The following is an 18,656-nucleotide window of genomic DNA, read 5'->3' on the forward strand; positions in this document are numbered from 1 at the left end:
CGCCCGTCGTGTCCTACGCGTCGGCTCAGCCGTTGGGGCGGCCGTTGCCGGGTCTACCTGGCTGGTTGCCGGGCGGGTTGCCAGGCGTGCCGTCGGTGTTGCCCGGCGTGCCGCCGCCGCTGCTGACCTGGATGGTGACCACGCCACCCTTGATCGTGCGGCCGTCCGGGCTGGTGCCGGCCGCGTCACCCGCCTTGCAGGAGGACGGGACCTTCGCGCTGGAGACGACCGGCTCGAAGCCGGCGCCCTTGAGCCGGGACTTCGCCTGATCCACCGAAACGCACTTCACGTCGGGGATGCTGCGCTGGTCACCCTCGGAGATCTTCTGGCCCGGCGGCTCGAACTGGATCCGCGGTTTGCCCTTCATGGCATCCCGCAGGGTCTCGTACACCGGCGGGTTGATGCCGTCCTTCTCCTTGTGCTTCATTTTGACGTTCGTCTGCGGCCAGTCCGGGTCGGCCATGATGCCGGCCACCGAGTACTGCTTGGTCATGGCGACCAGGGCGGCCGTCTTCTCCGAGTCGGTGGTGCCGGACTTACCGGCCACCGGCGCGTCGACGATGCCCTTCACGACGGCAGCCGTACGGCTGCTACCGCACTTGCTGGTGCTGGAGTTGTCGCCGACCGGGCAACGGGCGGCGTCCACGGCGGCCCGGGCCACCTCGGTGCTGAACCGCTTCTCGCAGCGCGGGTTGGCGATGTCCAGCTTGTTGCCCTCCGGGTCCCGGATTTCCTGCACCGGGATCGGCTCGCAGTACTTGCCGTCGGCTGCCAGGGTCGCGTACGCGTTGGCCAGGTCGAGCGGGGTGGTGGAGGAGACACCCAGGGTGAAGGCGCCCCACTGGTGGGCATCGTTCTTGGTCGCGGCGAACTTGGCGTCGTTGCTCGCCCGGAACTGGATGCCGGCCCGCCGGGCGGCGTCGACCACGTTCTCCGCGCCGACCTGCTGCTGCAGTGGGACGAAGTAGGTGTTGACCGACTGGGCGAACGCGCTCCACATGTTCTGCACGCCGCCGGCCTTGAGGCCGGAGTTGGTCGGGCAGTAGAAGTGGGTGCCCTTGCAGGCCGCCGGGCTGCTGCTGTCGATGATGTATTCCGACTTGAACTGCTGCGGGGCGTTGAAGGTGTAGCTGAGCGGGATGCCCTTCTCCAGGGCGGCGACGATGCTGAAGATCTTGAAGGTCGAGCCGGCCTGGTAGCCGGTGATGCCGTTGCCGCCGGTGAGCAGCGGGTTGACCGTCGCCGGGTAGTTGCCCCGGATGCCCTTCCTGCTCTTCGCCGGATCGCTGGAGATCTTGTTCTTGGGGTTCTTCGGGTCGTCGAGCTTGAACTGCCGGTTGACCGCGAGCGCCCGCACCCGACCGGTGCCCGGCTCGACGACCGCGACCATGGCCGCTTCCTTGCTGTTCACGCTCTTGGCCTTACGGACCGCCTTGTCCGCGCCGCGCTGTGCCTGGACGTCGATCGAGGTCACGACGGTGTAGCCGCCGCTCTTCAGCCGGCGCTCCCGGTCGTACGTGGTCGAGCCGAACGTCTCCTGATCCATCCACCAGCGGTAGAAGTAGTCGCAGAAGAAGCCCCACTCGTTGACGTTGGCGGCGACACAGCCGTTGGGGGTGCGCTTGTCCTTCACCACCAGCTTGGTCGCCCTGGCGACGTCCGCCTCCTGCTGGGTGATGGCCTTGATGTCGACCATGTTCTGGATGACGTAGTTGCGCCGATCCAGCGCCAGCGGGTAACCGGCCTCGGTGGTCGGGTCGTTCGTCGTCGGCGCCTTGACCATGCCGGCCAGCAACGCCGCTTCCTCGATCTTCAGCTTGCTCGGCGGCTTACCGAAGTAGACCTGGCTGGCGGCGTAGATGCCGTACGCGCCGTTGCCGAACGAGGCGAGGTTGAGGTAGCGGGTGAGGATCTCGTCCTTGGAGAACTCCTTGTCGACCTGGAGGGCCAGCCGCATCTCGCGCAGCTTGCGGGCGCTGGTGTCCTCGGTGGCCGCGACGACGTCCGCCGGGTGGGTGGCCGAGTAGGCGATGGCCAGCCGGACGTACTGCATCGTCAGCGTCGAGGCGCCCTGTCGGCCGGAGCCTTCGCTCTGGTTGTTGACGAACGCGCGGGCGACACCGTTGATGTCGACGCCGTTGTGCTTGTAGAAGTCATGGTCCTCGGCCGCGATGATGGCCTTCTGCATGGGCACCGAGATGTCGGCGAGCTTCACGTCCCGCCGGTTCTCGTCGTACATCGTTGCGAGCGGTGTCTTGCCGTCCGATGCCAGCAGGTAGCTGATCTGTGGCGCGCGGGCCACCGTCAGCTCTGTGGGCAGGGCACCGAATGTCTCGGCGCCGGCCTTCGCGGCCAAGCCGGACATCGCCACCGCGGGGAAGGCCGCCGCAGCGACCACCACGCCGGCCAGCAGGCCACACACGGCTAGCGATGCGGCGTTGGTCAGCACATTGTGGTCACGTTTCCGCATCCAGGTCACCTCAGCAGGGTACGCGAGTAGGGAACGAGGGGCGCCGGGGCGTTCTTTCCCCATTTCCTGCGCGCGCTGCCCTCGTTGTGCTAAACGCACGACCCCCGGTGCTTGGTTGCGTGTGACCTGGCGTGAGTCTCCTCCGATTCAGTGAGGCGGCGCAGCGTTATCGCTGACCTCGGCGGGGTAACCGGCGGTCGAAGGCCCGGGAAGCCGGGAGTGTCCGGAATGATGGATTTCGTCGACAACGTTGCGTAATCAGTCGACTACAGAGCATGATGGGGGCGGCGACAGCGCCACATGTCGTCCGCGCCGCCTTGGGGAAGGCAGGCCGGGCGATCGGGGGGAATTGCCGGCTGACGTGCATCGACGAGGTCGGTAGGTACTGCAAGGGGGGACGTGTACACATGGGCATGATCACTGACTGGCCGTCACTGGCGGCATGTCAGAACGGGGACCCGGACGCGTTGTTCGTACAGGGTGCCGAACAGAACGTGGCGAAGCGGATCTGCCGGAGCTGCCCAGTTCGGTACGAGTGCCTGGCCGACGCGCTGGACAACCGGATCGAGTTCGGTGTGTGGGGCGGCATGACCGAACGCGAACGGCGGGCGCTACTGCGTCGTCATCCTCAGGTGACGAGCTGGCGCAAGATGTTCGAGGCCGCGATGAAGAAGAACAGCAAGGACAAGGCCGGCAAGGACAAGATTCTCGTCAGCGCGGCCAACTGACGCCGGTCACGGCCGGCTGATCGCCGCGCCGATCGTCCGCAGCCCGTCGACGTCGTGCACGTCGGCGGGCTGCGCAGTGACCGAAACCGCCGGCACGGCAGGGAACGCCTCGGTGAAGCGCGCGGCGACCTGCTGCTCGCGTACCGCCTGACGAGCCAACGCCGCGTGCGCCCGCAGCACGTCGGCGGTGGCCTCATGCCCACCCAGCTGGGTCAGCCGCTCTGCGGCGACCCGGCTCTGCTCGGCGTCCAGCTCAGGGACCACCGGACGGTGCACCCGGTTGAGCACCAGGCCGGCCAGCGGCATCCGCTCGTCCCGCAGCCGGCCCGCGAAGTAGGCGGCCTCCCGGACCGCGTCCGGCTCCGGCGTCGCTACCAGGAGGAAGGCCGTCTCCCGCGCCTGCAGGATGCGGTACGTCTGCTCGGCGCGCTGCCGGAAACCACCGAACATCGAATCCAGTGCCGCCACGAAGCCGGACAGGTCGGTGAGCAGCTGCGCGCCGAGCACCTTCTGCACCACCTTCGAGAACATCCCGAACGAGGCCGTGACCAGGCTGAACATGCTCCGCCCGCCGCTGCGCGCCGGGGCCAGCAGCAGTCGCAGCATCCGGCCGTCGAGGAAACGGGAGAGCCGAGCCGGCGCGTCCAGGAAGTCCAGTGCCGAGCGGGAGGGTGGGGTGTCCACCACGATCAGGTCCCACTCGCCCCGGGCATGCAACTGGCCCAGCTTCTCCATTGCCATGTATTCCTGCGTGCCGGCGAAGGTCGAGCTCATCGCCTGGTAGAACGGGTTCGCGAAGATCTCCGCGGCCTTCGTCGGGTCGGTGTGCTGCAACACCACGTCGTCGAAGGTGCGCTTCATGTCCAGCATCATGGCGTGCAGCTCGCCGCCGCTGCTCTCGACGTCGATCCCCTTGACCTGGCGCGGGGTGTTGTCCAGCTCGGTCAGGCCCAGCGACTGGGCCAGCCGGCGGGCCGGGTCGATGGTGAGCACCACAGTGCGCCGGCCGTGGTGCTCGGCGGCCCGCAGCGCCAGCGCCGCGGCGGTGGTCGTCTTTCCCACTCCGCCGGCACCGCAGCACACGACGATCCGCACGCCTGGGTCGGCGAGGATCTGGTCGACGTCCAGCTGCGGCGCCGCGTCTTCGGAAGGCACCAATCGAGCGTATCGGGCCGGTGGGTCCGTGCGCCCGTGCTGAGCTCAGGTGTGAGTCATTCGGCGCGGACGAGGGCCTGGGCCAGCGTCGCGAGCCCCGCCCGATCCACCCCGTCGGGCAGCAACGGCAGCTCGATCATCGGCAGCCCCAACTCCACCAGGTCGGCGCGGAGCGAATCTTCCAGTTCGCGTCGGATGAGCTGGTCACGCGCCTCATCGTGCAACCCGGCCACCATGTCCCGATCGGCCGACAGCCCGGCCGCGACCAGCCCGCGCTTCAACTCTGCGGCGGTGACCGCCGCTCCGGCGGGCAGCGGAGGTCGGACTCCGTTGACGAGCACCTTCCCGACACCGAAGCCGAGGGCGGTCAGGTCGGCGATCGCGTCGACCGTCTCCTGGATCGGCATCTCCTCCAGCAACGTCACCACGTGCACCGCTGTCATCGGGGACCGCAGCAACGCGGCGACCCCCTCGCTCTGGGTCTTGATCGGGCCCACCTTGGCCAGCCGGGCCGTCTCCGCCGTCACGTTGAGGAACCGGCCGATCCGCCCGGTCGGCGGGGCGTCCAGCACCACCGCGTCGTACGCGCGCCGCTGCCCGGTGGTGCGGGTGGTGGCCTCCTTCACCTTGCCGGTGAGGAGGACGTCGCGCAGGCCGGGCGCGATGGTGGTGGCGAAGTCGATGGCGCCGAGCTTGCGCAGTGCCCGGCCCGCCGCGCCCAGCTTGTAGAACATGTCCAGGTACTCGAGCAGCGCCTCCTCGGCGTCCACAGCGAGCGCGCGCACCTCACCGCCGTCCGGCGCGTCGGCCAGGTGCCGCTCCTCGTAGGGCAGCGGCTCGATGCCGAACAGCTGGGCGATGCCCTGCCGCCCCTCGACCTCGACCAGCAGGGTGCGCCGGCCGCCGGCGGCGAGCGCCAGGGCCAGCGCCGCCGCCACGCTGGTCTTACCGGTGCCGCCCTTGCCGGTCACCACGTGGAGACGGGCGGGCCATCCGGTACCGGCCGGGTCGATCGGACGCTCAGCTGCACACACCAGTCGAGCCTATCCAGGCTTGACGGTCAGGCGACCTCGCAGACCCACCAACCCGTCTTCTGCACCACAGTGAAGCGCAACTCCTGGTCGGCCACCTTCTCGTCCGCGGTGGTCATGGTGAGCCGGGTGGAGACGGTGGCCCGTTCCCCGGTCTGGTTGTCCACCTTCGGGGTGGTCCACCGGAAGCGCGGGTTCTGGTAGGTGGAGGCGTACTTCTCCACCTCGGCTACCTTCGCGGCGATCTTGTCCTCGTCCCGGGAAGCGGCGCAGACGCGGTCGGCAGCCTTTGTCGCGTCGCGATCCTTGTAGACCGCGGTGAGGAACTCGTCGACGGCGACCGCCGGTTCCTTGGCGCCCTCGCCGGTCTCGGCATCGCGCAGGGTCAGGAAGGCCACCACCCCGCCGCCCACGCAGAGCACCATGATCACGACCAGGGCGATCGCCGCGATCAGCAGGCCGCGCTTCTTCTTCGGCGCGGCCGTGCCCGGGTAGGGCGGGTAGGCCGGTGGGGGCGGGGGGATCGACGAGGGGTTCGGGGTGCCCGGCTGCGTCGGTGCGGCGGACGAGCCGGGGCCGCCAGGCCCTTCCGGCTGGCCGGGGCCGCCGGGCTGCCCGGGGAAGGCTGGCTGGCCGGGGCCGCTGGACTGGCCGGGGAAGGCCGGTGAGGTGGGGGCGGCGGAGAGTGCCGGCTGGGTGGGGGAGGCGGGGAGGGCGAGCTGCCCGGACGGCGGAGCGGGGGTCGGCTGGCTGGGGATGGTCGGCGCGGGCTGACCGGCGGGATCCGGGTGGGCCGGCGGGTGAGCGGGTGTGCCGGCCTGGTCGCCGCTGGGCGGGTGGGTCATGTCGTTCCCCCAGGGGTGCGGCGCCCGCCGCCACCCCTGGCGCCGAGCGTGATCGAGCGGGCGGCCGGGCGCTGCGCGACCGTCCGACCGGAAGGGTAGCGGTCGATGACCGGATCGGTGTCGCCCCTGCCTGTCGAGCGGTCCAGCGATCCGGTGAGCGGTACCCGCGTCGGTTTCGGTGTCGGCCCCCCGACCTGCGGTGTGTCGCATATGTGACTGTTGGTGACCTCTTGTGCGCGTCCTGTTGGCGGGACCGCAGCCACAGACCTACCTTCGTCCCGGTGCGGGGGCCGGAACGGACGAATGGGTCCGGGCCGGAAGCATGGTCCGAGAGGTACGACCGGAGGCAGTGCATGCGCGACGCGGACAACATCCCTCGCACCCAGTTCCCGACGAACGACCGGCCCCGCCGGAGCGGGTCAGTGGTCGAGGCCGGCGGGCAGGTCGCCAGCCAGCCGATCAACGAACGGTCGTACCGCCGGCAGCCGGAGCAGGCGGAGACGGCCCGGGTGCCGAGCCAGCCCGCCGAGCGGGCCCGCGAGGACGACGAGCCGGGCTTCGTCATCCACCTGCCGATCCGGGTGCCCAATCTGGCGGCGGCGACAGTGCTGGCCGGCCGGGTCGCGGTGTCGCTGGGCTTCCTGCCCGAGTTGGACGCCGGGGAGACCACAGTCTCCAACGCCGACGATCAGAACAACCGGCACCGGGTCTTCTGTGACCTGCTGCTGCCCGACCGGTCCCGCTGCCCCCAGGGGTACGAGCACGAAGGGCGCTGCGGGGAGCTGCCGGCCGCGCCGGAGCAGCGTCCTGTACCTCGTCCGGCCAGCGGACCGTAGGCTGTCCCTCGAACAATTCCGCACCGAGAGGGAGCCCTTCAGCGATGCAGAAGTGGGAATACTCCACGGTCCCGCTGCTGGTCCACGCGACCAAGCAGATCCTCGACAACTGGGGCGAGGACGGGTGGGAGCTCGTCGCCGTGGTCCCCGGCCCGAACCCGGACCAGCTGGTCGCCTACCTGAAGCGGCCCAAGGCGTGAGCAACGGTCCGCACGCGAAGCTCGCCGAGCTGGGTCTCGAACTGCCCGAGGTCGTGCCGCCGGTGGCCAGTTACGTCCCGGCCGTGCAGTCCGGGCAGCACGTCTACGTTTCCGGTCAGTTGCCGATGGCCGAGGGCAAGCTGCTCGCGACCGGCAAGGTCGGCGCGGGCATCTCCGCCGAGCAGGCGAAGGATCTGGCCCAGCGGTGTGCGCTCAACGCGTTGGCCGCTGTCGACTCGCTGGTCGGCCTGGAGAACGTGATCAAGGTGGTCAAGGTGACCGGTTTCGTGGCCTCCGCGCCCGGCTTCACCGGTCAGCCCGCCGTGATCAACGGTGCTTCCGACCTCTTCGGCACCGTCTTCGGGGAGGCCGGCCGGCACGCGCGCAGCGCCGTGGGTGTGGCCGAGCTGCCCCTGGACGCCCCGGTGGAGATCGAGCTGATCGTCGAGGTCGCCTGACGCGTCCCCATCGCCCCGCGATCTTGCACTTTCCGCTCGGACGAAAGCCCTGAACGGGGATGAATCAGGGGCCGCAAGTGCAAGATCGTGGGGTGTGGCGGGCGGGGTCGTACGATCGCAGCCATGAGCGGGCACGTGACGGGGGCGGTGGCGGCGCTTGCCGACAAGTTGCCCCGCTGGGTTTCACTGCTGCGTGCGCCGAACCCGGGGCCGATGACCCTCGACGGCACCAACACCTGGGTGCTGCGCGCCCCGGCAGCCGAGTACGCCGTCGTGGTCGACCCTGGGCCGGCGGACGAGGGGCACCTGACCGGGATCGCCGAGCATGGCCCGATCGGGCTGATCCTGATCACTCACGGCCACCCCGACCACACCGAGGGCGCGGCCCGGCTGAGTGAGCTGCTCGGCGGCGTGCACGTGCTCGCCGTCGACCCGGCGCACACCATCGGTGGCGAGCCGCTGACCGGGCCGGGTGAGCACTTCGGCGGCTTCGGTCTGCACATCAGTCTGTTGCAGACGCCAGGGCACACCGCCGACTCGGTCTGCTTCCTGGTCGAGCACGGCGACGAGCGGGTGGTGCTCACCGGTGACACCATCCTCGGCCGGGGCACCACGGTGGTCGCCCACCCCGACGGCCACCTCGGCGACTACCTGAGCAGTCTCGAGCTGCTGTCCGCGTACCGGGGGATCCCGGCGCTGCCTGGACACGGCCCGGCACTGGCCGACTGCGCCGCCGCCGCCGACTTCTACCTCGCCCACCGCCGGGCCCGGCTTGACCAGGTCCGGGCGGCGGTGGCCGCCGGCGCCCACACCCCCGCCGACGTGGTGGCGACCGTCTACGCGGACGTGGACCGCTCACTCTGGTGGGCGGCCGAATGGTCGGTCCGGGCCCAGTTGGAGTATCTGGGCGTCGACACCGGGGAATCCGCGCCCGGGGTCAGTGGGTTGGAGCACATGTGACCTGCCCCGTGTGTGGAACCGTTGCCGTTCCCGGCGCGCGGTTCTGCCACAACTGCGGTGCCGCGCTGCCGGCCGCCGCCACGTTGCCGGCGGCCGAGCGTCGGGTGGTCACAGTGCTCTTCGGTGACCTCTCCGAGTTCACCTCCTGGTCGGAGGATCTCGACCCGGAACGCGTCGGCGCTGTCACCGACCGGGTGCTCGCCGCCCTCGCCGGTGCGGTGAAGACGTTCGGCGGGCACGTCGACAAGCTGACGGGGGACGGCATCATGGCCGTCTTCGGTGCCCCCGTTGCCCACGAGGACGACGCCGAACGCGCCGTCCGGGCCGCGTTGTCCATGCAACGGGCCGTCCGCCGGGTGCTCGACGACGAGCGGGGTGGCGGCGCGCCGCTCGGGCTGCGGGTCGGGCTGAACACCGGCGACGTCATCGCGGGCATCCAGGCCGCCATCGAGTACACGGTCATCGGCGACACGGTGAACACCGCGGCCCGGCTCGCCGACGCCGCAGCGGTCGGGGCCGTCTATGCCGGTGGACGCACCGCGGCGGCCACCAGGCACGTCGCTTCCTGGCGGGCGCTGCGCCCGCTGCGGCTCAAGGGCAAGCGTGAGCCGGTCGAGGCGTACGAGCTGCTGGGTCTGCTGGACGCGCCGGGCACCCGCTCGGGGCTCGGCGACGAGGCGCCGTACGTCGGTCGGGAGACGGAGATCGGCCGGGTCGCCGGCCGGCTCGCCGAGGTGATCGACCAGGGTGACCCACGGGTGCTGCTGATGACCGCCGAGGCGGGTATCGGCAAGTCCCGGTTCGCCGCCGAGGTGGAGCGCCTCGCCGCCGGTTACGACGTCGGTGCCGGCCGGTACGCGGCGCACACCGGAGCCCGGGTGCTCTCGGTGCGCTGTGCCGCGTTCGGGGAGCGGCGACGGCTCGCCCCACTGGCCGATCTGGTGCGGGCCGCCGTCGGTCTGCCCAGCGACGCGTCCACCGCGCTGACCCGCCCGGCCGTCGAGGAGCGGCTGCGCCGGCTAGGGCAGCGGCTCGCCCGCTCCGCTGCGGAGACCGCGCCGATCGCCACCGAGCAGCTGCTCGCCCTGCTCGGCTACGCCGAACTCCCGGCGCACGGCGGCACCGACAGCGGCGAGTGGGGCGGGTCGGGCACTCCGGCCGCGGATGCCGAGGTGGTGCCGAACGCGGTCGCCGACCTGCTCAGCGGGCTGGCCTCGGAGGCACCGCTGGTGATCGTTGTGGACGACCTGCACGATGCCACCGCCGAGACGATCAGTGCCCTCGGGTTGACCCTGTCCAGGCTCACCGGTCCGGTGCTGGTGCTGCTGCTCGGCCGCCCCGAGTTGGTGCGTACCGCCGGTGCGCTGACCCGGGTCGCGGACGCCGAGGTGCACTCGCTGCCGCCGCTGCGCGGTGCCGACGCGGCCCGGCTGCTCACCAGTTACCTCGGCGGCGGCAAGCTGCCACAGGCCGACGCCGACCGGTTGCTCGCCACCGCGCAGGGCAATCCGTTCTACCTGGCTGAGCTGGTCACCCTGCTGATCGAGCGGGGCGCGCTCACCACCGAGTCGGTGCGCGGTGCCGCGTCAGCGCGGGGTGCCGCGGCGGAGCGGCCCGGCTCCGGTGAGCGGGAGCAGAGCGGGGGGTCGGCGGGCTGGCGTCTGGTGCCGGGTTCGCTGGGCAGCCGGCTGCTCTCCCGGGACCTCGCCGCCGTGCTCGCGGCCCGGATCGACGCGCTGCCGCCGGACGCCCGTTCGGTGCTGCGCGACGCGGCGGTCACCGGTGACACGGTGCCGACCGGTGCCCTGGAGGCGATGCGGGAGCAGCGCGGTGGCCGCGACGGGCGGCCGTCGGCAGTGGTCGCCGTCGAGCTCGACCGGGCGGTCGAAGAGTTGCTGCAACGCCGGATGCTGCACCGCTCGCGTGCCGGCTACGCGTTCGCGACACCGCTCATGCGGGAGGCCGCGTACGCCGGGGTGAGCAAGGCCGAGTTGGCCGAGCGGCACGCCGCGCTGGCCCGCTGGGCGGCGCCGGTGGACGAGACCACTGTCAGCACCGTGGGCGGGTTCACCGACGAGGCCCGGGACGACTTCGTGGCGACGCACGTCGAGCGGGCCGCCACGCTCGCCGACGCGGTGAAGCTGCGCCCGGACGCGCCGGCCCGGGCTGTGGTTCCGCTCGGCATCGCCGCGCTCGGTCGGGCTGCCCGCCGGTCGCTGTCCGCCGGTGAGCCGGCAATGGCCGTCGAGTACGCCGAGCGCGCCACCGAACTGGCCCGCGACGGGGTGCCGGCAGCCGATCGGGTGGTGCACGCTCGGGCGTTGCTCCAGGTCGGCCGGGTCGGCGACGCGTTGGCGTACGCCGAGAAGATCGCCGCCAACGCGGGGGACGAGGCCACCCGGGTCAGTGCGCTGCTGCTGGCGGGGCAGGCCCAGGAGACCCTCGGTGACCAGGGCCGGGCGGTGACCGCCTGGCAGGAGGCGTTGCAGGTGGCCACCGAGGGTCGGCTGCCCACACAGCGCGCCACGGCGATGCGCCGACTCGGCATGGCCGATTTCGTGGCGGGGCGGCTGAGCCAGGCGAGCAGCCGGTTGGCGGCCGCGTACCAGGTCAGCCTCGGCGCGCAGGATCGACGCGGGCAGGCGTGGTCCCTGCAGAACCTGGCCTGGGTCACCACCACCCGGGGTGACTTCGCCGGCACCGACGCGGTGCTCGGCCGGGCTGCCCGGCTCTTCGCCGAGCTGAAGGACCCGTACGGGCGGGCCTGGCTGCGCGGCACCACTGCGTTCGCCCGGCTGCTCGCCGGCCGACTGCGCGAGGCGTGTCGGATGGCGCAGGTGTTCCTGCCGTTCGGCGAGCGGGTCGGTGAGGCGTGGGCGGTGGGCACGTTGCGCGCTGTGGCGGCGTTCGCCACGGCCGAGTTGGGTGACCTGGCCGAGGCGGACCGGGAGGCCCGGCGCGCGTACCGGGAGTTCGCCGCCGCCTCCGACGACTGGGGGCGCGGGTTCGCCCTGGTGGTCCGGGCGGTGGTGGCGCGCGGCCTGGGCGAGCCGGAGCACGCGGCGGACCTGCTCACCGACGCCCTGGCGTACGCGGAGCGCACCTCGCATCCGCTGCTCACCGGGATGGCCGGCACACTGCGTGGCTTCGTCGCGTTGGACATGGGCGACTGCGAGACGGCCGAGCGGGTGGCCCGCTCGGTGCTGACTGCTGTGGAGCCGCACAACCCGCAGGCCCCGGCGCAGGTGGCGCCCCGGGTGTTGTTGGCGACGGCCCGTCTCGCCGTCGGCGACTCGGCGACAGCGGTCGGGCTGCTCGCCCCGGTGGCCACTGCCGCCGCGAACGCACCCTCGCTGCTCTTCTCCCGCCGCCAGACGATGGCCCAGTACGCTGCGGCGCTGCTCGCTCACGGTCAGCGGGAGCAGGCGTTGGACTGGGCCCGTCGAGCGGTCACCGCACCGGCCGAGGACGTGCGTAGTCAGGTGATCGCGGCGAGTGTGCTGGCAGAGGCGTTGGCCGCCTGCGGTCGTCCGGCGGAGGCGCTGTCCTGCGCGCAGGAGGCGGTCCGTCTGGCGTACGCCACCGAGCAACGCAGCGAACGCGCCGCAGCCGACGCCCTCCACGCCCGCCTGACCGCCCTGGTCTAACCCCCTTCGTCCCCGTTGATCATGAAGTTATTGCCTCGACACGCCGACGCGCAGGGCAATAACTTCATGATCAACGGGTTTGTGGCAGGGGGTGCAGGTTTTGCCGGTTCCGGGGATGTGGTGGTCTCGGGGAGCGGCTAGCGTGTCACCACCGCGTACGGGTCCACAGTGGTGACCGTCGCCGTGCCTGGGGAGGCCCTTCATGAAGCTGCCGCGATCCATCGCGGGCTGGACCATCGCGGTCTTCGGCGTGTTGGCGCTGGTGATGGGCGCGGTCGGGCTGCTCTGGCCGGAGGCGCAGCTGCGCATGCTCGGCTTCGAGGTGCCGGCGACGCGGGCCGTCGGTGATCACACCGGGACGTTCCTGCTGGCGTCCTCGATGGCGGCGTTCAACATGGGCGTCTACTACCTGCTCGCCACTGTGACCGAGTGGCGGGCGTTCTACCGGTTCACAGTGGTCTTCCGGCTGGTCACGTTCACCGTGTTCACCATCGCGGTGCTGGCCGACATCGCTCCCGACCGGTTCTTCGGTGTGGCGGCGTGGGAAGGGCTGGGCGCCGTGGCCACCGCCATCGGTCTGCGTCTGGACGCCCGGCGGGGCATCCCGGCCGGCGGGGTCGGATCGTCCGAGGGTGCCGGGACGACTGCGGTCGCCGAGGAGGGTACCGGTCCCGCCGGTGCGGCTCCGGCGGACGCGGTGCGCTGAGCCATCGGTCGGGTTGGGTATTTTCGAGCGGTGACCGACACCCCGACCGGCGGCCTGCCAGTGCCGATCGTGCCCGGCCTGACTGATTTGCGGGTCTTTGCCCGGGGCGGGTACGCGACCGTCTACCAGGCCACCCAGATCTCCGTGGGTCGCGAGGTCGCCGTCAAGGTGGAGAACCGGACGCTGGACAGCGAGCGCGATCAGGCCCGCTTCCTGCGCGAGGCGCGGGCGGCCGGCAGGATGTCGTCCCACCCGCACGTGGTGGACCTCTTCGACGTGGGGGTCACAGTCGATCAGCACCCCTACCTGATCATGGAGCTGTGCGACGGCTCGTACGCCGAACGGATGCGCACCTCGCCGCTGGGCCCGGTGGAGGCCCGCGACCTCGGCATCAAGATCGCCGACGCGCTGGCCCACTCACACGCCGCCGGGGTGCTGCACCGGGACGTGAAACCGGCAAACATCCTCCACTCGCACTTCAACTCGGCGGTGCTCGCCGACTTCGGGCTCGCCGTCCTCGCCGAGCACCGGGACGCCTCGGTCACCCTGGAGGTGCTCACCCCGGCGTACGCGCCGCCGGAGATGTTCAGCCACAGCCCACCGTCACCGGCCGTCGACGTGTACGCGCTCTGCGCCACCCTCTACGCGGTGATGCACGGCCGGCCGCCGCGCTGGCAGTCCGAGCGCAACCCGAGCCTGGTCACAGTGCTGGAGATGTTCAACCAGCCGCTCCCCGCCCTGCCCGGGGTGCCGGACGAGCTGATCGACGTGCTGCGCGTCGGCATGGCAAACGATCCGGGAGAGCGCCCCTCCGCCCTGGAATTGCACGACCTGCTCACCAATCTGCCACTCGGCTCGCCGACGGCACCTGTCAGCGGCGCTCCGGTCAGTGGTGCCGCGACCCTCTCCGGCCCGTACGCGGCCAGCCAGCCGGTGCCCCGAGCGCCCATCGAGGACACTCAGCGAACCCTCCCCGCCGGTCGCCGGTGGCGGCGCTGGCTCTTCGGTGGCGCCGGGGTGCTCGCGCTCGCTGCCTCCGCGACCGCCGGGGCCTGGGTCGCCGACCGGGCGCCACCACCCACCCCGTACCCGTCGGCAACCCAGATCGCCGCACCGGCGACCGGGCCGTTGCCCGGCTGCGCGACCGGCACCGGTGCGCCCACCGCCCTGCCCGAGGGCGCCCGGTGCCTGCCCGAGCTGGAGTGCTTCGGCCCGATGCGGATCCGCGGCAGCCGCGCCGAAGCGGCTCGGCTGTCCTGCGCCGGCCGACACACCTGGGAGACGTACGCCGAGGGCATCCTGCCGGTGTCGCTGGTCGGCGCCGACTACGACGAGGTGGCCGCCGCTGAGCCGGTGCGGCAGGTGTGCAGCGCCAGGACGTTCCGGTTGACCACCGGCATCGCCGAGGCGACCGGCTGGCACCTGGAGGTGCTACCACCGGTCGATGGCAGCATCGACCGGACCTACCGGTGTCTGGCGGGGCGCGGTGCGGACGCGCTCTCCGCGCCCACGCTCACCGGCCGCTGAGCCCGTTCGACCCGCGCCGGCGGTCACGCACCGCACGCAACGCGTCCCTGGGGTCCAGGGCGTCGAGAGTGTCCGCGTCGATCCCGTACGGCATCAGTTCGGGCGGCCCGATGACTGCCGACCGGTCCGCCGGCTCCGGATCGTCGACCTGACGGGCGGCGGAGACTGCGACCCCGGCGACCATCGTCATTAGCACGCAGAGCAGCGCGAGGACCACGCCGAGGAGGTCCTGTCGGCGCCACACGACCAGCATGACCAGCGGCGCAAGGGCTCCCAGCGCCGCGAGCACAGCCACCGTGCGCGCATCGGGTCTGGACAATCGGCTCACGTGTCCAGCATGTCGTGACTAGGCCGGCTGTCAACCGCAGAGCCGACCGCCGCGCCGATCGGCGTCGATCCGAGCCCTGCATTCGACAGGCCCCACCGCACGCACACGGATTGGACAAGAACGGCTACTCTCGGTGTTCCGCAGGCCCTTCCGGTAGCGAGGTCGCCCATGAACCCAGGCAGTTCGCAGTCCCGGCTCCGCTCGGTCGCGTCGACGCTGGCCGTCGCTCTCACTCTCGTGCTCGCCGCCGCGGCCGGTTGCGACAGCAGGCAGGAACCAGCCCTGCCCTCCGTGCAGGAGAAGATGCGCGAGACGCACATCTACGGTCAGTCGAAGCTGCGGATCGGTGTCGCCACGAACGAGCCGCTGATGGGTGAGTTGCGAAACGGCCAGCACGTCGGGTTCGACGTCGAGATCGCCAGGTACGTCGCGGCCTCCCTCGGCTACGAGGGAGACCAGCGGCTGGAGTTCGTGTCCGTCGCCACCGAGGACCGCATCCCGTCGCTGCAAGGTGGCACCGTCGACCTGGTGGTGTCCAGCTTCTCCATGACGGAGGAGCGTAAGAAGCTGATCAGCTTCGCTGGCCCGTACTTCGTCACCACGCAGGAGGTGATGGTGCCGGTCCGACTGAAGGACAAGATTCGCACCATTGAGGATCTGCGCGACCCGGCCTACAAGGTCTGCACCAGCGGCGGCTCCACCACCGAGGCCGAGTTGGAGAAGCACCAGGTCAAGACGTTCGTGGTCAAGGACGTCGGCGACTGCGTCGATGGCATCCGAAAGGGTCGGTACGACGCGGTCAGCTCCGACGAGTCGATCCTTGCCGGTTTCCTGGCCAGCTTCCCCAAGGAGTTCGAGATCGTAGACATGCCGTTCGGCACCAGCGAGTTGCTGGGCATCGGCGTGCCGATCGGTGACCCCGCGCTGCGCGACCTGGTCGCGTTCTTCCTGCAGAAGAGCTATGAGCAGGGCCGCGACGGAGATGCCAGCCCCTGGCAGACCGCGTACAACCGGACCCTGGGCCCCTGGCTGAAGGCCGAGAAGCGCCAGCCGCAGCCGCTGGAGGTGCCGAAGCTTGTCGACTTCGACGACAAGGCGCCCGCGAAGTGAGCGCGGCACCGACCGCCACCAGCGGCGACGGGCCGGTCCCGCCGCCGCGCACGTCAGTGCCCGCCGCCGACTCGCCGACAGTCGACGGCACGGCGGCCGGCGCGGGAGGTGAGGTTGCCTGGCCGGCCGCAGTGCCGGTCGCCGAACCGGCCGAACCGGTCGTCGCCGAGGTCGAGCCGGGGCGGGTCCGCTGGGATCCGGCGGAGCGGCGCGCCCGCGCCAGCCAGTCGTTCTGGACGGCAGTGGTGGGCGTGCCGGCGATCTTCTCGGTGCTCCGCCTCGGTGTGGAGGCCGGCGGGGAACTCCAGACCACGCTGCTGCTGGTGGCCAACGTGGGGCCGGTCAACCTGCTTGCCGGCTTCCTGACCACCGCCGCCCGGCTGCTCTCCACCGGGCTGGTCGCCGTCTTCGCGCTCGGCGCGGTACTGGCCGTCAGCGCGGATCGACTTCCACCGGGCACCCGTCGCCGCCCGCTCTTCGCCCGCTGGGCCGACATCACCCCGGCCTGGGTGGTGCTGGCCAGCTTCCTGCTCGCCCTGATCACCTGGCCGCTGCTCTACCTGCCGTTGCTGTTGCCGGCGTTCGTGGCGGCGTTCCAACTGCGCCCGGCGCGACTGCACGAGCGGGTCGTGCCTCGGCTGCTGCTGATCGGCGCGCTGCTCGCCGGGTACGGCTGGCTGATGCTGCCCACGATGCGCGACGCGATGCGGCAGGGCGACGAGTGGCTGGTGCTGGCGCTCATCGTGGTGCCCCCACTGCTGGCCCTGTTCATCGCGGGGCCGCTGCCGGGCCTGGTGATCCGGCCGCTGGCGTCGGTGACCGAGGTGGCGGTGCTCGCCACCCTGATCTGGGCCGCGGTGCCGGTGATCACCACACCGGTGTTGCCGCTGACCGTCACCACAGTGGGCCCAGAGAGCGGGCCCACCGAGGACGTACGCGGGCACGTGGTCACCACCGACGACGTCAACATGGTGATCCTTCAGGAACGGGGCGGCGTCCGGTACGTCCCGGTCGACCTGGTCCGCGCCCAGGTGCTCTGCCCCAGCGAGGAAGAGTTGCCCCGCCACCAACTGCGCATTCACGACTTCCACGTCGAGGATTCCCTGTTGGAGGGGATGGGCCGCCGGGTCCGTCCGGTCCACCGCATCGACGCCGCCTGCCGTACCCCAGCCTGACGCTGCGGGGAACGGTTCCCCGTATATACAGTCGCGCTGTATATGCTGTGGCGATGGCGAAGGCTTCCATGCACGAGTCCACCTATCTGATCCTCACCGCGCTCGTCGAGGCCCCACGGCACGGGTACGCGCTCCTCGACGAGGTCCGTCGAATCTCCGACGGGCGTGTCGACCTGCGCGCCGGCACCCTCTACGCAGCCCTCGACCGGCTACGAACCGAGGGCCTCGTCGACATCGATCGCGAGGAGCAGGTGCAGTCCAGATTGCGCCGGTACTACCGACTCACCGCCTCCGGGGCGCAACGGCTCGCCGAGGAATCCGCGCGGCTGCGCAGCAACGCCGACGCGGCGAGCGTGCGACTGCGCCGTGCCGGTCTCATCGTCGACGGCGGTGCGGCGTGACGCTGGAACACGGTTACCGGTGGCTGCTGGCCTGCTATCCCCGCGCCTACCGCCGGCAGTACGAGGACGAACTGATTGGTGTGCTGCTGGACGACGCGTCACCGGGCCAGCGCAGGCCTGCGGCGCGAGACGTGCTCGCACTGCTCGGCGGGGCGTTGCACGCGCATGTCCGCCAGGCGCGTGCGCGATTCTCGGCAGACTCGTGGCGGGAGGCGGCGCAGGCGTTCGGCCTGATCGCCGCGTTGATGCTGTTCGTGCGAGCCGCACGCGTTCCGGTGCTGCACCTCGCCATGTTCGCGGACAGCTATCCCGAGGGGTTGGGAGAGAAGTTTGTCCTCTGGCCGGTCGGTCTCGTGGCGCTGCTGTGGCTCACTGTGGCGGTGTCGGCCGTGTTCGGTTGGGGCCGGGCAGCAGCCGCGATCGCCGTCTGTTGCGCGTCGTTCGAGGTGGTTCGGGTCGCCGAGGATTACGGGCAATATTCCACTGTGCGCAATCTCTGGCCCGCCGTGCTCGCCGTGATGGTCCCGCTGGCGCTCGTGGTCCGCGCTCCCCGTTTCATGACGGCTTCCCTCGCGCCCTGGCGGCTCGGCACGCTGGCGGCGGCGACGCTGGTCAGCGTCGGTGCTCCGAGCATCGCCCAGGTGAGTGGTGCTGATGACTCGACGACTCCGGTTTACGGCACGTGGATCTTCACCGTCGGTGTCGGCCGGATCGAGGCGATCCTGCTGACGGCGGGATACCTGCTCTTCGCCCTTGTCATCCTGTCGACGCCGGTGGTGCTGCGGCGACGCCTGCTCGCACTGGTGGTTCCGGTGGGTGTCACGCTGCTGCTCACCCGGGTGGGCTTCGGCTCCACGGGGACGTTCCGGGAGCGTTCCACCCACGACGGTGTCCTCGCCGCGCTCACCCCGACGCAGTGGCTGGTGCTGGCACTGGTGCCCACGCTGTTCTTCGCGGTGGCCGTGGCGATCCTGCACCAGCGGGAGCGGCCGGCCGGTCGAGGAGAGTGAGGCCGCATAGCCTCGGCAGAGATCGACTCGGTTTTCAGGAAGTCGGGGGGTTGTTGGTCCTTGGACCCC

Annotated in this window: 16 protein-coding genes and 1 pseudogene; 12 read left to right on the top strand and 5 right to left on the bottom strand. The window is 71.1% G+C overall.

Annotated features, from left to right (window positions below; all coding sequences use genetic code 11):
- Nucleotides 1–25: 25 nt before the first annotated feature.
- Complete coding sequence (locus tag AB0B98_RS15155; protein WP_357363125.1) at nucleotides 26–2,470, bottom strand: transglycosylase domain-containing protein; 2,445 nt, start codon at nucleotides 2,468–2,470, stop codon at nucleotides 26–28.
- Between the two features lie 407 nt (nucleotides 2,471–2,877).
- Between AB0B98_RS15155 and AB0B98_RS15160 the strand changes: the two genes are divergently transcribed.
- A complete protein-coding gene (locus AB0B98_RS15160; RefSeq protein ID WP_030328078.1) occupies nucleotides 2,878–3,198 on the top strand; it encodes a WhiB family transcriptional regulator in 321 nt (106 codons plus the stop codon).
- A gap of 6 nt (nucleotides 3,199–3,204) precedes the next feature.
- On the opposite strand, the gene AB0B98_RS15165 is transcribed toward AB0B98_RS15160, so the two are convergent.
- The 3 genes and pseudogenes from AB0B98_RS15165 to AB0B98_RS15175 form a co-directional block, all read right to left on the bottom strand.
- On the bottom strand, nucleotides 3,205–4,356 hold the full coding sequence (locus tag AB0B98_RS15165; protein WP_357285040.1) for an ArsA-related P-loop ATPase: 1,152 nt from the start codon (nucleotides 4,354–4,356) through the stop codon (nucleotides 3,205–3,207).
- A 53-nt stretch (nucleotides 4,357–4,409) separates the two neighbouring features.
- Nucleotides 4,410–5,387, bottom strand: a complete 978-nt coding sequence (locus AB0B98_RS15170) for an ArsA-related P-loop ATPase (RefSeq protein ID WP_357363126.1) — start codon at nucleotides 5,385–5,387, stop codon at nucleotides 4,410–4,412.
- 26 nt (nucleotides 5,388–5,413) lie between these two features.
- Nucleotides 5,414–5,866 (bottom strand): annotated as a pseudogene (locus AB0B98_RS15175) (hypothetical protein); the annotation flags it as partial.
- Between the two features lie 716 nt (nucleotides 5,867–6,582).
- Here AB0B98_RS15175 and AB0B98_RS15180 point away from each other — a divergent pair.
- The 7 genes from AB0B98_RS15180 to AB0B98_RS15210 all read left to right on the top strand — a co-directional run bounded on the left by AB0B98_RS15180 (nucleotide 6,583) and on the right by AB0B98_RS15210 (nucleotide 14,563).
- A complete protein-coding gene (locus AB0B98_RS15180; RefSeq protein WP_357363128.1) occupies nucleotides 6,583–7,065 on the top strand; it encodes a hypothetical protein in 483 nt (160 codons plus the stop codon).
- 44 nt (nucleotides 7,066–7,109) lie between these two features.
- Nucleotides 7,110–7,265, top strand: coding sequence for a DUF4177 domain-containing protein (locus tag AB0B98_RS15185; protein ID WP_007466198.1), 156 nt, complete (start codon nucleotides 7,110–7,112; stop codon nucleotides 7,263–7,265).
- Entirely contained in the window at nucleotides 7,262–7,723 is a 462-nt protein-coding gene (locus AB0B98_RS15190; protein ID WP_357285030.1) for a RidA family protein, read from the top strand. Before AB0B98_RS15185 ends, AB0B98_RS15190 begins: the two co-directional genes overlap by 4 nt.
- Before the next feature lie 123 nt (nucleotides 7,724–7,846).
- Nucleotides 7,847–8,683 (top strand): MBL fold metallo-hydrolase, encoded by an 837-nt coding sequence (locus tag AB0B98_RS15195; protein ID WP_357363130.1) that lies wholly within the window; start codon nucleotides 7,847–7,849, stop codon nucleotides 8,681–8,683.
- A complete protein-coding gene (locus AB0B98_RS15200) occupies nucleotides 8,680–12,330 on the top strand; it encodes an adenylate/guanylate cyclase domain-containing protein (protein ID WP_238667256.1) in 3,651 nt (1,216 codons plus the stop codon). Before AB0B98_RS15195 ends, AB0B98_RS15200 begins: the two co-directional genes overlap by 4 nt.
- 202 nt (nucleotides 12,331–12,532) lie before the next feature.
- Nucleotides 12,533–13,036 carry a hypothetical protein gene (locus tag AB0B98_RS15205; RefSeq protein WP_354940006.1) on the top strand — a complete coding sequence of 168 codons (504 nt, stop codon included), beginning with the start codon at nucleotides 12,533–12,535 and terminating at the stop codon, nucleotides 13,034–13,036.
- A gap of 30 nt (nucleotides 13,037–13,066) precedes the next feature.
- Nucleotides 13,067–14,563, top strand: a complete 1,497-nt coding sequence (locus tag AB0B98_RS15210) for a serine/threonine-protein kinase (RefSeq protein ID WP_238667254.1) — start codon at nucleotides 13,067–13,069, stop codon at nucleotides 14,561–14,563.
- On the opposite strand, the gene AB0B98_RS15215 is transcribed toward AB0B98_RS15210, so the two are convergent.
- Complete coding sequence (locus AB0B98_RS15215; protein WP_238667253.1) at nucleotides 14,550–14,891, bottom strand: hypothetical protein; 342 nt, start codon at nucleotides 14,889–14,891, stop codon at nucleotides 14,550–14,552. The genes AB0B98_RS15210 and AB0B98_RS15215 overlap by 14 nt on opposite strands.
- A 168-nt stretch (nucleotides 14,892–15,059) precedes the next feature.
- On the opposite strand from AB0B98_RS15215, the gene AB0B98_RS15220 reads away from it, so the two are divergent.
- From AB0B98_RS15220 to AB0B98_RS15235, 4 genes are read left to right on the top strand one after another with little or no spacing between them, the layout of a single operon-like run.
- Entirely contained in the window at nucleotides 15,060–16,001 is a 942-nt protein-coding gene (locus tag AB0B98_RS15220) for a transporter substrate-binding domain-containing protein (RefSeq protein WP_357363133.1), read from the top strand.
- Complete coding sequence (locus tag AB0B98_RS15225; protein ID WP_238667251.1) at nucleotides 15,998–17,176, top strand: hypothetical protein; 1,179 nt, start codon at nucleotides 15,998–16,000, stop codon at nucleotides 17,174–17,176. Before AB0B98_RS15220 ends, AB0B98_RS15225 begins: the two co-directional genes overlap by 4 nt.
- Before the next feature lie 53 nt (nucleotides 17,177–17,229).
- Nucleotides 17,230–17,577: a PadR family transcriptional regulator gene (locus AB0B98_RS15230; RefSeq protein WP_238667250.1), complete on the top strand. Its 348-nt coding sequence runs from the start codon at nucleotides 17,230–17,232 to the stop codon at nucleotides 17,575–17,577.
- Complete coding sequence (locus AB0B98_RS15235; protein ID WP_357363135.1) at nucleotides 17,574–18,587, top strand: hypothetical protein; 1,014 nt, start codon at nucleotides 17,574–17,576, stop codon at nucleotides 18,585–18,587. Before AB0B98_RS15230 ends, AB0B98_RS15235 begins: the two co-directional genes overlap by 4 nt.
- Nucleotides 18,588–18,656: the final 69 nt, after the last annotated feature.

Source organism: Micromonospora sp. NPDC048947 (genome assembly GCF_040649495.1).
GTDB lineage: Bacteria > Actinomycetota > Actinomycetes > Mycobacteriales > Micromonosporaceae > Micromonospora > Micromonospora alfalfae.